Genomic DNA, 11,950 nt, shown 5'->3' with positions numbered 1-11,950 from the left:
TCCCGTCCCCCGAGGAGGACAAGTGTTCACCGGAATCGTCGAATCCCAGGCCGTCGTGCACCGCGTGGAGCGTGTGGCGGACGACGCCGCGCGGCTCCACCTGGGCGCGGGGCGCCTGGTCGCGGACTTGCCCCACGGCGGCTCGCTCGCGGTCAACGGCGTGTGCCTGACCGCCGTGCCCTCCCGGGAGGCCGGGGCCGGGGACTTCACCGCGGACGTCATGGGCGAGACGCTGCGCCTGACCACGCTGGGGGAGCTGCGCGGCGGGGAGAGCGTGAACGTGGAGCGCTGCACAGCCGCCGGGGACCGCCTGGACGGCCACGTGGTGCAGGGGCACGTGGACGGCGTGGGCACCGTGGTCTCCCGCACGCCCCACACGGGCTGGGACACCCTGCGCGTGGGGATGCCAGTGGAGCTGGCGCGCTACGTCGCCGTCAAGGGCTCGATCGCGGTGGACGGGGTCTCCCTCACGGTCACCGCGGTGAACCCCGCGTCCGAGGAGCCCGCGTGGTTCGAGGTGGGACTGATCCCCGAGACGCTGCGCGCCACCACGCTCGGTGCGCTCGGGGTGGGGGATCGCGTCAACCTGGAGGTGGACGTGCTCGCCAAGTACGCCGAGCGCCTGGCCTCCTACGCACCCACGGCGGCCGCGTCGGGTGCCGAGGCGGTGCGCCTGGACCCGGTGGCGGACGCGGTCGCGGCCATCGCCTCGGGTGCCGCCGTGGTGGTGGTGGACGACGAGGACCGCGAGAACGAGGGGGACCTCGTGTTCGCCGCGCAGCACGCCACCCAGCCGCTGATGGGTTTCACGGTGCGCCACAGCTCGGGCGTGGTGTGCGTGCCCATGACCGGTGAGCGCGCGGACCACCTGGGTCTGCCGCCCATGACGGAGCACAACGAGGACGCCAAGGGCACCGCGTACACCCTCACGTGCGATGCCCGGGTGGGCGTGTCCACGGGCATCAGCGCCCGCGACCGCGCCCTGACCACCCGCCTGCTCGCGCTGCCGGGCACGGGTGCCGCGGACCTCACCCGCCCCGGGCACATCCTGCCGCTGCGCGCGGTCCCCGGGGGTGTGCGCGAGCGCGCGGGCCACACCGAGGCCGCCGTGGAGCTCGCGCGCCTGGCCGGCTGCGAACCCGTGGGGGCCATCGCGGAGGTCGTGGACGACGCCGGTCAGCCCCGCCGCGCCCCGGCCCTGCGCCGCTTCGCGGACGAGCACGGTCTGCTGATGATCAGCATCGCGGACCTGATCGCGTTCCTCGAGGACCACGACGACGCCGCGGCCGCCGCGGAGCGGGACCTCACCGCATGAGCGCTGCCGAGCACCGCGAGGACGCGGATCCCCCGCAGCACCCCGCCCCGGCGGCCCCGGGCGAGGTGCTGGAGCACTCCGAGCCGGTGTCCGTGCCCACCGAGCACGGCACCTTCTCCGTGGTGGGCTGGCGCGTGCCCGGGCCGACCGGAGGACCGGTCACCGAGCACGTCTCCCTGAGCGCCCCGGCGCCGCGGCAGGAGCAGGACCTCCCACCCCTGGTGCGGCTGCACTCCGAGTGCCTCACCGGGGACGTCCTGGGCTCGTGGCGCTGCGACTGCGGACCCCAGCTGCACCTGGCCATGGAACGGATCGCCGAGCACGGCGGCACGGTGCTGTACCTGCGCAACCACGAGGGCCGCGGCATCGGGCTCGTCAACAAGCTGCGTGCCTACAAGCTGCAGGACGCCGGCGCGGACACCGTGGACGCCAACACCCTGCTGGGGCTGCCCGCGGAGGCCCGCGACTACACGGCCGCCGGGCGGATCCTCACGGCCATGGGACTGCGCACCGTGCGGCTGCTCACCAACAACCCGGACAAGGTCGAGAAGCTCGAGGCGCTGGGCATCACCGTGGCGGACGTGGTCCCCCACGAGGTGCACGCCCGCACCGAGAACCTCGACTACCTGCGCACCAAGCGCGACCGCATGCACCACCACCTCACCCACCTCACCCCAGGAGAGACCTCATGAGCGGACACGGAGCACCCCGGAGCAGCGCCACGGACCTCGACGCCACACGGCTGCGCGTGGCCGTGGTGGCCGCGAGCTGGCACACCACCATCATGGACGGACTGCTCGACGGCGCCCGGCGCGCCCTCGCGGAGGCCCGCACCGGAGAGGTCCTCGAGCTGCGCGTGCCCGGCAGCTTCGAGCTCCCGGTCGCGGCGAGCCGGCTCGCGGGCGACGTGGACGCGGTGGTCGCGCTCGGCGTCGTGATCCGGGGCGGGACCCCGCACTTCGACTACGTGTGCCAGGCGGCGACGAACGGACTCACGGACGTGTCCGTGCGCACCGGGACCCCGGTGGGCTTCGGGCTGCTCACGTGCGACACGGAGGAGCAGGGCCTGGACCGCGCGGGACTCGAGGGCTCCCACGAGGACAAGGGCTACGAGGCAGCCCACGCCGCCCTGAGCACCGCACTGACCCTGCGGGACCTCGAACGCTGACCCTGCGCGCCACCGGGTGGACGGCACCGGAGAGCCGCACCCGCACCGGACCGTCGGGCCGGGCCCGCGTTGGGGGCCCGGCCCACGCACCCAGTAGGCTGGGACGGTGAAAACCTTCGAAGACCTCTTCACCGAACTCAGCACCAAGGCCGCGCAGCGCCCGGAGGGCTCCAGGACCGTCACCGAGCTCGACGGCGGGGTCCATGCCATCGGCAAGAAGGTCGTCGAAGAGGCCGCCGAGGTGTGGATGGCGTGCGAGTACGAGTCGGACGCCGAGGCGGCCGAGGAGATCTCCCAGCTGCTCTACCACCTCCAGGTCATGATGATCGCCAAGGGGATGACCCTCGAGGACGTCTACAAGCATCTCTGAGCGACCGCGCCCCGGCCCTGCCGCCCGCGGGGACCGGGCCAGCCGCGCTCCGGCGCCCCCGCCACCCGAACGGCGGGTCAGCCACGGCGCCCACTGCGCCGGGCCACCGGGCCCACGGCGGGCACGGGAGCGCCACCCCGTCATCGAGACCGCACCGCGGAAAGGAACACCATGCTGCGAGTTGCCGTGCCCAACAAGGGCGCCCTGTCCGAAGCCGCCACCACCATGCTCACCGAGGCCGGCTACCGGCAGCGGCGCAGCACCCGGGACCTCGTGCACGTGGACACGGACAACGAGGTGGAGTTCTTCTACCTGCGCCCCCGCGACATCGCCATCTACGTGGGCGGGGGCACCCTGGACCTCGGCATCACCGGCCGTGACCTGCTGCTGGACTCGGGGGCCGAGGCCGCCGAGGAGCTGAGCCTCGACTTCGCCCGCTCCACCTTCCGCCTCGCGGGACCCGCGGGGCGGTTCAGCTCCGTCCGGGAGCTGGAGGGCAAGCGGATCGCCACGAGCTACCAGCTGCTGCTCGAGAACCACCTGCGCGAGCAGGGCGTCTCCGCCGAGGTCGTGCGCCTGGACGGGGCCGTGGAGTCCGCCATCCGCCTGGGCGTCGCCGATGCCGTCGCGGACGTCGTGGAGACCGGCAGCACCCTGCGCGCGGCCGGACTCGAGATCTTCGACGAACCCGTCATGCACTCCGAGGCCCTGCTGATCCGACGCGGCGACGAACCGGAACCCGAGGGACTGCGCGTGCTGCGACGTCGGCTACAGGGCGTGCTCGTGGCCCGGCAGTACGTGATGATGGACTACGACATCCGCGAGGAGCTGCTGCCCGCGGCCGTGGACATCACCCCGGGCATGGAAGGCCCCACCATCTCCCCGCTCGGCCGCGACGGCGCCGTGGCGGTGCGCGCCATGGTCCGCAAGACCGACACCAACAAGGTCATGGACGCCCTCTACGAGGCGGGCGCCCGCGCGATCCTGGTCTCCCCCATCCAGGCCGCGCGCATCTGAGCACCCGGGACCGCCCCGGACACACCGCGGCCCGGGACGCACGGCACCCGGGGCGCTCGCGGGCCGTGGCCCGCACCCAGCAGGACGAGCAGTGAGGACGACGGATATGGCAGTGGCGGGACGGGTGATCCCGTGTCTGGACGTGGACGCCGGGCGCGTGGTCAAGGGCGTGAACTTCGAGAACCTGCGCGACGCGGGAGACCCCGTGGAGCTGGCGGCCCGCTACGACCTCGCGGGCGCGGACGAGCTGACGTTCCTGGACGTCACGGCGTCCTCGAGCGAACGGGACACGATGTTCGACGTCGTGGCGCGTGCCGCGGAGAAGGTCTTCATCCCGCTGACGGTGGGCGGCGGGGTGCGCACCCCCGAGGACGTGGACCGGCTGCTGCGGTGCGGGGCGGACAAGGCCTCGATCAACACCGCCGCCGTGGACCGCCCGGAGGTGGTGGACGAGATCACGCGGCGCTTCGGCAACCAGGTGCTCGTGCTCTCGCTGGACGCGAAGCGGACGGGCAACACCCCCTCCGGCTTCGAGGTGACCGCGCGCGGCGGACGCACGCTCACGGGCCGCGACGCCCTCGAGTGGGCCCGTGAGGCCGAGGAGCGGGGCGTGGGGGAGATCCTGCTCAACTCGATGGACGCGGACGGCACGCGCGAGGGCTTCGACCTGGAGCTGATCTCGGCGGTCCGCGACGTCGTGGGCGTGCCGCTGATCGCCTCGGGCGGCGCCGGCGCCCCCGAGCACTTCCCCCCGGCCGTGGCCGCCGGGGCGGACGCGGTGCTCGCGGCGTCGGTGTTCCACTTCGGCCCGGACCACGCGATCGCCGAGGTCAAGGACGCCCTGCGCGCCGCCGGGCACGAGGTGCGCTGATGGCGGAGCGGACGCAGCACGGGGACCGGTCGCAGGCGCCCGCGGGGCGCCTCGCCCCGCAGATCGCGAGCCGGCTCAAGCGCGACGCCTGCGGCCTGGTGGCCGCGGTGGTCCAGCAGCACGACACCGGTGAGGTGCTCATGCTCGGCTGGATGGACGACGAGGCCCTGCACCGGACCCTCACGGAGGGCAGGGTGACGTTCTGGTCCCGCTCCCGCCAGGAGTACTGGCGCAAGGGGGACACCTCCGGTCACGTCCAGCGGGTGCACTCGGTGCACCTGGACTGCGACGGGGACGCCCTGCTCGTGCGGGTGGACCAGACCGGGGCGGCATGCCACACCGGAACCCGCACGTGCTTCGACGGGCGGGACCTGAACGCGGAACAGGCGGTCTAGATGCAGCAGCTCGGCACCATCACCCCCACCCTGGAGGAGTTCCGGGAGCACGCGGCCACGCGCCGGGTGGTCCCGGTGCGCACCACCGTGCTCGCGGACGCCCTGACCCCGGTGGGGCTCTACCGGGCGCTGGTGGCGCGCGACGGGCAGGCCCGGCCCGGCACCTTCCTGCTGGAGTCCGCAGCGGAGGGCGGGGTCTGGTCCCGCTACTCGTTCGTGGGCGCCGGCTCCGTGGCCACGCTCACCGCGAAGGACGGGCAGGCGCACTGGCTCGGCGAGGCCCCCGCCGGTGCCCCCACGGACGGCGATCCGCTCGAGGCGCTGCGGGCCACCATGGAGCTGCTGGACACCGAGCCCTTCGACGGCGTGCCGCCCCTGACCAGCGGCATGGTCGGATTCGTGGGCTGGGAGGCCGTGCGGCACTGGGAGAAGCTCCCGCACCCGCCCGAGGACGACCTCCGCGTGCCCGAGCTCGCCATGAACCTGGTCTCGGACATGGCGGTGCACGACAACCGTGACGGCACGGTCCTGCTCGTGGCCAACGCCGTCAACGTCAACGGCACGGACGAGAACGTGGACGGCGCCTACCACGACGCCGTGGCCCGGCTGCACTCCATGGTGGAACGCCTGGCCACGCCGCTGGGCCGCACCACCGTCTCCGTCACCGACCAGGAGCACGACGTGGACCTGGAGTCCGCGGTGCACCAGTCCTGGGACCGCGAGCTGTTCATGTCCGCGATCGACCGCGGCAAGCAGGCCATCGTGGACGGGGAGATCTTCCAGGTGGTGGTCTCGCGCCGCTTCGAGGCCGCGTGCGAGGCCACGTCCCTGGACGTCTACCGCACGCTGCGCCGGATCAACCCCAGCCCCTACATGTACCTCTACTCGTTCGAGGACGCGGGCGGCCGCCCCTACTCGATCGTGGGCTCGTCCCCCGAGGCGCTCGTCACGGTCACCGGCCGCCAGGCCATGACCCACCCGATCGCCGGCTCCCGCCCCCGCGGCGCCACCGTGGAGCAGGACCAGGCACTCGGCCAGGACCTGCTCGCGGACCACAAGGAGCGGGCCGAGCACCTCATGCTCGTGGACCTCGCCCGCAACGACCTCTCCAAGGTGGCCGAACCCGGCAGCGTGGACGTCAGCGAGTTCATGGAGATCGAGCGCTTCAGCCACATCATGCACCTGTGCTCCACCGTGGTGGCCCGGATGCGGGAGGACGTGAGCGCCTACGACGTCCTCGCCGCCACCTTCCCCGCCGGGACCCTCTCCGGGGCACCCAAACCCCGCGCCCTGCAGCTGCTCGACGAGTACGAGCCCCTGCGCCGCGCCGTCTACGGCGGCGTGGTGGGCTACATGGACTTCGCGGGCAACATGGACATGGCCATCGCCATCCGCACCGCCCTGCTGCTCGAGGGCACCGCCTACGTCCAGGCGGGCGGGGGTATCGTGGCGGACTCGGATCCCGAGTCCGAGGCCCAGGAATCCCTCAACAAGGCCACCGCACCCCTGCGCGCCGCACTGATCGCCCGGTCGCTGCGCGAGCTCTCGCGCTGACCACCACGCCCACCTACGAGGAGCCCACCGTGCTGCGTCGCACCGCACCCGCCGTCCTGATCACCCTGCTGTGCGCCCTCGCCCTGTTCGGCACCACTGCCGTCGCGTGGATCCACGCGGAGGTCACCACCTCCCTGCAGCCCGTCACGGTGGACGTCAAGGGCACCGACGCCGCTCCGGCCGTCACGGCCCTGGGCCTCGTGGCCGCCGTGGCCGCCGTGGCCTCCGCCCTGGGCGGGCGCGTCCTGCGCACCGTGGTGGGCGCCGTCGTCGCGCTCGCGGGAGCGGGCGCGGTGGCCTCGGTGCTCGCGGTCACCGCGGACCCGCGCGCGGCCGCCCAGCCCACGGTGGGCGATCAGACCGGTGTGATCAACGGCGGCGGCGAGTACGCCCTGACCGGCTGGCCGTGGGCGGCCGTCGCGGCGGCCGTCCTGCTCGCGCTGTGCGGGGTGTGGCTCGTGCTGGTGGCCCAGCACGTGCGGCGCCGGGTCTCCCAGCGCTACGACCGCGCCGCGGTGACCGGCACCGGAGCCGGGCCCGCAGAGGGCGACGCCGGGGTGAGCGGCCCGCGCGCGGCGGGCGCGGCGGCGTCGGCGGGAGAGACGCAGGCCGCCGAGCACGCGGACGACATCGACACGTGGGACGCGCTGACCCGCGGGGAGGATCCCACGCGAAACACGTGACCGTCGTGACCTGCCGGGACCCGGGCCCGGGTAGTGGCACAATGGACGCAGAGAAGACTCGGACACGCGGTATCCGCGTGTCCGGAACACCACGAGCCGCAGGCTCGACCGGCACGGGAGAGTGGACACGCATGTCGAACACCGATCAGATCATCCTGGACCACACCGCCGCGGTGGGCCACGGCAACACCGTGGCCGCCTGGGCCTGCGTGGCCGTGATGACCGTGGGCGTCATCGTGGGCTGCGTCGGATTCGTCAACGCCTCCGTGCCCGTCACCGTGGTGGGCATCGGCTTCATCGTGGTGGGTGTGATCGTGGGCGGCGTGCTCAAGGCCATGGGCTACGGCAAGGGCGGGGCCAAGACCACCGCCCACTGACTCCGCGGCCCGCGGGCCACGGCAGCATCAGGATCGAAGGCACAGGACGATGACCAGTTCCTCCGTCGGGGAGCTGGTCATCGTCGTAGGTGCCGCGGGGCGTTCCGGCCCCGGGGCACGCGGACGGATGAGGGAGTCGCATGACGCAGCAGGACACCGGCACGGTGCTGGACCGGATCATCGAGGGGGTGCGTGAGGACTTCGAGGAGCGCAGGGCGTCCGTGAGCCTGCAGCAGCTGCAGCGCGCCGCGGGGGAGCAGACCCCCGCGCTGGACGCGGAGGCGGCGCTGCGGGGCGCAGACCCGGCCTCCGTCCAGGTCATCGCGGAGGTCAAGCGCTCCAGCCCCTCGAAGGGCGCCCTCGCGGAGATCTCCGACCCCGCGCAGCTCGCGGCGGCCTACGAGCGCGGCGGTGCGTCCGCGATCTCCGTGCTGACCGAGCGGCGCCGCTTCGGGGGCTCGCTCGCGGACCTCGACGCCGTGCGCCGCGCCGTGGGCATCCCCGTGCTGCGCAAGGACTTCGTGGTCGAGGAGTACCAGGTTTGGGAGGCACGGGCTCACGGTGCGGACCTCGTGCTGCTCATCGTGGCCGCGCTGGACGACGCCGCCCTCGCCCGACTGCTCGAGCTCACCCACCACCTGGGGATGCACGCGCTCGTGGAGACCCACACGGAGGAGGAGATCGACCGCGCAGTGGCGGTTGGCGCACGCATCATCGGCGTGAACACCCGCAACCTGAAGACCCTGGACGTGGACGTGAACACCTTCGGGCGGCTCGCCCGGCGACTGCCGCGTGAGGCCGTGGTGGTGGCGGAGTCCGGTGTGGTGGGCGAGGACCAGATCCGGCTGTACGCGGGCCACGGTGCCAACGCGGTGCTCGCGGGTGAGGCGCTCGTGACCGCGGAGGATCCCGCCCAGCAGATCTCCCGGTTCCGTGAGGTGGGTGCGCTGGCACGGGCCGAACACCTCGCCGGCGCCACCCCGCCCGCCGCGCAGGAGGAGTACGCCGCGCAGCAGGCCGCCGCACCCGCGGCCGACCCGCGGCCCGGTGACGAGTCCCTGCGCCACGCCCCGGGCCCGTACTTCGGGGACTTCGGCGGGCGCTGGATGCCCGAGTCCCTCGTGGCCGCCCTGGACGAGCTCACCGAGACCTTCGAGAAGGCGCGCACGGACGAGGACTTCCTGGCGGAGTTCACGGCCCTCTCGCGCGACTACTCGGGGCGTCCCTCGCTGCTCACCGAGGCCGAGCGCTTCGGGGCCGAGCTGGGGGTCCGGGTGTTCCTCAAGCGCGAGGACCTCAACCACACGGGTTCCCACAAGATCAACAACGTGCTGGGCCAGGCACTGCTCGCCCGCCGGATGGGCAAGACCCGCCTGATCGCGGAGACCGGCGCCGGGCAGCACGGCGTGGCCACGGCCACCGCCGCGGCCCTGTTCGGCATGGAGTGCTGCGTCTACATGGGCGAGGAGGACACCCGCCGCCAGGCCCTGAACGTCGCGCGCATGCGGCTGCTCGGCGCCGAGGTGGTGGCCGTGACGAACGGCTCCCGGACGCTCAAGGACGCGATCAACGAGGCACTGCGGGACTGGGTGGCCTCGGTGGACACCACCCACTACCTGCTGGGCACGGCCGCCGGCCCCCACCCGTTCCCCGCAATGGTCCGCTACTTCCACGAGCAGATCGGCGAGGAGGCCCGGGCCCAGATCCTGGAGCAGGCGGGCCGGCTCCCGGACGCCGTGACCGCGTGCGTGGGCGGCGGCTCCAACGCGATCGGGATCTTCCACGGGTTCCTGGACGATGCCTCCGTGGAGCTCTACGGCAACGAGGCCGGGGGCGACGGCGTGTCCACCGGGCGCCACGCGGCCACGATCTCCCTGGGCCGTCCGGGCGTGCTGCACGGCGCCAAGACCTTCCTCATGCAGGACACGGACGGGCAGACCGTGGAGTCCCACTCGATCTCCGCGGGCCTGGACTACCCGGCCGTGGGGCCCGAGCACTCCTACCTGCACTCGATCGGCCGTGTGAAGTACGAGGCCGTCACGGACGAGCAGGCCATGGACGCGTTCCGGCTGCTGTGCCGCACCGAGGGGATCATCCCCGCCATCGAGTCCTCCCACGCCCTGGCCGGGGCCCGTGAGGTGGCCGCCCGCTGGGTGGCCGAGCTGGGCCCCGAGGCCGCTGCGGAGAAGATCATCGTGGTGTCCCTCTCCGGACGCGGCGACAAGGACGTGGCCACGGCCGCGGAATGGTTCGACATGCTGCCCGACGACAGCCACGAGGAGCGCGTGGCGCAGAAAGGCGAACAACTGTGAGCACCACCGGAGCACCAGAGACCGCACCCGACGCCACCCCGTCCACCGGGTTGGCCGAGCGCATCCTTCCCCGTGGCCTGCGCCGTGACGAGGAGTCACGGCTCGCGCGCCGGATCGAGGACTGCCGGGCGCAGGGACGCCCCGCCCTCGTGGGCTACCTCCCCGCCGGCTATCCCACGGTGGAGCAGTCCGTGGCGGCCGCCGTGGCCCTCGGGAAGAACGGTGCGGACGTCATCGAGATCGGCATCCCGTACTCGGACCCCGTGATGGACGGCCCCGTGATCCAGGCGGCCACCACCGAGGCCCTGGCCAACGGTTTCCACGTCTCGGACGTCTTCACCGTGGTGCGGGCGGTGGCCGAGCAGACGGACGCGGTCCCCGTGGTCATGACGTACTGGAACCCCGTGCTGCAGACCGGTGTGGCGGAGTTCGCGCGCCGGCTGAGCGAGGCCGGGGGAGCGGGCATCATCACCCCGGACCTCATCCCCGACGAGGCCGGCGAGTGGTTCGCGGCCTCCGAGGAGCACGGTCTGGACCGGATCTTCCTGGTGGCTCCGTCCACCACGCGCGAGCGCATGGACATGACGGTGCAGGCGGCCTCCGGTTTCGTCTACGCCGTCTCCGTCATGGGCGTCACCGGAGCCCGGGACCGGGTCTCCTCCGCGGCGGAGGACGTCGTGGCACGTGCCCGCGCCGCCGGCGCCCCTCGCGTGTGCGTGGGCCTCGGTGTCTCCACCCGGGAGCACGTGCTGGAGATCGGCGCGTACGCGGACGGCGTCATCGTGGGCACCGCCCTGGTGCGCGCCCTCGGCGAGGGCGGGCCCGAGGCGGTCGGCCGCCTGGCCGCCGAGCTCGCGGGACGCGCCGGATGACCGCGGTGCTGCCCGCGGCCATCCCGTCCCCGCAGGTCAGCAGCATCCACCTGGGCTTCCTCACCATCCACTTCTACGCCCTCTGCATCCTCGCGGGCATGGCCCTGGCCATGTGGCTCACCCTGCGGCGCTGGAGGCGGCGCGGCCAGGACCCGGACGTGCTGTGGGACATCGTGTTCTGGGCCGTGGTCTCCGGCATCGTGGGCGCGCGCGCCTACCACGTGCTCGTCACCGACCCCCAGGGCTACTTCGGTCCCGGGGCGGACCCGCTGGACGTCCTCCGGATCTGGGAGGGCGGCATCGGGATCATGGGTGCCGTGCTGTTCGGGGCCGGGGCCGCGTGGCTCGTGTCCCGGCGCCACGGCCTGTCCCTCACGGTCTTCGCGGACGCCGTGGCCCCCGGTCTGCTGCTGGCCCAGGCCGTGGGCCGCTGGGGCAACTGGTTCAACCAGGAGCTCTTCGGCAGGCCCACCACCCTGCCGTGGGGTCTGGAGATCTCCCCGACCTCCCCCACCTTCCCTCCCGGTCTGCCTCCGGACACCCTGTTCCACCCCACGTTCCTCTACGAGTCACTGTGGGACCTGCTGGGGGTTGCGCTGCTCCTGCTGGCGGACCACCGGCTGAGGCTGCGGGCCGGGCAGCTGTTCACCCTCTACATGGTGTTCTACGGCGCGGGCCGGTTCCTGATCGAGGTGTTCCTGCGCGTGGACCCGGCGCTGATGGTGCTGGGGGTGCGCGTGCACGTGTGGACGTCGCTGGCCATCGTCCTCGGGGGAGCGGTGCTGTTCCTCCTGCTGGGGCGCCGTTCCCGTGCCGGGGCTCCCGCACCCGACGACGACCCCGCGGCAGCGCGTCCCTGACTCCGTCCGACCCCGCCGCGCGAGTGGTTGCGACAGGCCCCGGCCCCGTGCCGGGGCCTGTCGCACACCGGCTCGGGGTCAGCGGTGTCCACATGCTGGAATCGGACCCGGGTGTGGGGGTGTGATCTGAACTACGTGGTAAGTTACCCACGCACC

Annotated in this window: 13 protein-coding genes; all 13 read left to right on the top strand. The window is 73.1% G+C overall.

Going from position 1 to position 11,950, the window contains the following annotated elements:
* Window positions 1-22 precede the first annotated feature (22 nt).
* The 13 genes from ribB to lgt all read left to right on the top strand — a co-directional run bounded on the left by ribB (window position 23) and on the right by lgt (window position 11,794).
* Window positions 23-1,315, top strand: a complete 1,293-nt coding sequence (ribB, locus tag CWC38_RS04510; RefSeq protein WP_121845628.1) for a 3,4-dihydroxy-2-butanone-4-phosphate synthase — start codon at window positions 23-25, stop codon at window positions 1,313-1,315.
* Complete coding sequence (gene ribA / locus CWC38_RS04505) at window positions 1,312-2,007, top strand: GTP cyclohydrolase II (RefSeq protein ID WP_121845627.1); 696 nt, start codon at window positions 1,312-1,314, stop codon at window positions 2,005-2,007. The genes ribB and ribA overlap by 4 nt, the downstream gene beginning before the upstream one ends.
* On the top strand, window positions 2,004-2,483 hold the full coding sequence (ribH, locus tag CWC38_RS04500) for a 6,7-dimethyl-8-ribityllumazine synthase (RefSeq protein ID WP_121845626.1): 480 nt from the start codon (window positions 2,004-2,006) through the stop codon (window positions 2,481-2,483). Before ribA ends, ribH begins: the two co-directional genes overlap by 4 nt.
* Before the next feature lie 106 nt (window positions 2,484-2,589).
* Entirely contained in the window at window positions 2,590-2,853 is a 264-nt protein-coding gene (locus CWC38_RS04495) for a phosphoribosyl-ATP diphosphatase (protein WP_121845625.1), read from the top strand.
* 171 nt (window positions 2,854-3,024) lie between these two features.
* On the top strand, window positions 3,025-3,870 hold the full coding sequence (hisG, locus tag CWC38_RS04490; protein ID WP_121845624.1) for an ATP phosphoribosyltransferase: 846 nt from the start codon (window positions 3,025-3,027) through the stop codon (window positions 3,868-3,870).
* Between the two features lie 106 nt (window positions 3,871-3,976).
* Window positions 3,977-4,741 (top strand): imidazole glycerol phosphate synthase subunit HisF, encoded by a 765-nt coding sequence (gene hisF, locus CWC38_RS04485; RefSeq protein ID WP_121845623.1) that lies wholly within the window; start codon window positions 3,977-3,979, stop codon window positions 4,739-4,741.
* On the top strand, window positions 4,741-5,136 hold the full coding sequence (gene hisI / locus CWC38_RS04480; protein ID WP_121845622.1) for a phosphoribosyl-AMP cyclohydrolase: 396 nt from the start codon (window positions 4,741-4,743) through the stop codon (window positions 5,134-5,136). The genes hisF and hisI overlap by 1 nt, the downstream gene beginning before the upstream one ends.
* Window positions 5,137-6,690: an anthranilate synthase component I gene (locus CWC38_RS04475; protein WP_121845621.1), complete on the top strand. Its 1,554-nt coding sequence runs from the start codon at window positions 5,137-5,139 to the stop codon at window positions 6,688-6,690.
* A gap of 29 nt (window positions 6,691-6,719) precedes the next feature.
* Entirely contained in the window at window positions 6,720-7,373 is a 654-nt protein-coding gene (locus CWC38_RS04470; protein WP_121845620.1) for a Trp biosynthesis-associated membrane protein, read from the top strand.
* Between the two features lie 131 nt (window positions 7,374-7,504).
* Window positions 7,505-7,750 carry an HGxxPAAW family protein gene (locus CWC38_RS04465; protein ID WP_121845619.1) on the top strand — a complete coding sequence of 82 codons (246 nt, stop codon included), beginning with the start codon at window positions 7,505-7,507 and terminating at the stop codon, window positions 7,748-7,750.
* A 140-nt stretch (window positions 7,751-7,890) separates the two neighbouring features.
* A complete protein-coding gene (locus CWC38_RS04460; protein ID WP_121845618.1) occupies window positions 7,891-10,062 on the top strand; it encodes a bifunctional phosphoribosylanthranilate isomerase/tryptophan synthase subunit beta in 2,172 nt (723 codons plus the stop codon).
* A 62-nt stretch (window positions 10,063-10,124) separates the two neighbouring features.
* Window positions 10,125-10,934: a tryptophan synthase subunit alpha gene (trpA, locus tag CWC38_RS04455; RefSeq protein ID WP_439108829.1), complete on the top strand. Its 810-nt coding sequence runs from the start codon at window positions 10,125-10,127 to the stop codon at window positions 10,932-10,934.
* On the top strand, window positions 10,931-11,794 hold the full coding sequence (lgt, locus tag CWC38_RS04450) for a prolipoprotein diacylglyceryl transferase (protein WP_121845616.1): 864 nt from the start codon (window positions 10,931-10,933) through the stop codon (window positions 11,792-11,794). The genes trpA and lgt overlap by 4 nt, the downstream gene beginning before the upstream one ends.
* The last annotated feature ends 156 nt before the right edge of the window (window positions 11,795-11,950 follow it).

It is taken from the genome of Kocuria tytonicola (genome assembly GCF_003687455.1).
Classification (GTDB): Bacteria; Actinomycetota; Actinomycetes; order Actinomycetales; family Micrococcaceae; genus Kocuria; species Kocuria tytonicola.
Note: the sequence above shows the minus strand (reverse complement) of the source record. Positions and strands in the feature narration are given on the sequence as shown.

Excerpts from the sequence above, each read along its gene's own strand:
- ribA (WP_121845627.1), top strand. The coding sequence starts at position 1,312 with ATGAGCGCTGCCGAGCACCGCGAGGACGCGGATCCCCCGCAGCACCCC.
- ribH (WP_121845626.1), top strand. The coding sequence starts at position 2,004 with ATGAGCGGACACGGAGCACCCCGGAGCAGCGCCACGGACCTCGACGCC.
- hisG (WP_121845624.1), top strand. The coding sequence starts at position 3,025 with ATGCTGCGAGTTGCCGTGCCCAACAAGGGCGCCCTGTCCGAAGCCGCC.
- hisF (WP_121845623.1), top strand. The coding sequence starts at position 3,977 with ATGGCAGTGGCGGGACGGGTGATCCCGTGTCTGGACGTGGACGCCGGG.
- hisI (WP_121845622.1), top strand. The coding sequence starts at position 4,741 with ATGGCGGAGCGGACGCAGCACGGGGACCGGTCGCAGGCGCCCGCGGGG.
- CWC38_RS04475 (WP_121845621.1), top strand. The coding sequence starts at position 5,137 with ATGCAGCAGCTCGGCACCATCACCCCCACCCTGGAGGAGTTCCGGGAG.
- CWC38_RS04465 (WP_121845619.1), top strand. The coding sequence starts at position 7,505 with ATGTCGAACACCGATCAGATCATCCTGGACCACACCGCCGCGGTGGGC.
- CWC38_RS04460 (WP_121845618.1), top strand. The coding sequence starts at position 7,891 with ATGACGCAGCAGGACACCGGCACGGTGCTGGACCGGATCATCGAGGGG.
- lgt (WP_121845616.1), top strand. The coding sequence starts at position 10,931 with ATGACCGCGGTGCTGCCCGCGGCCATCCCGTCCCCGCAGGTCAGCAGC.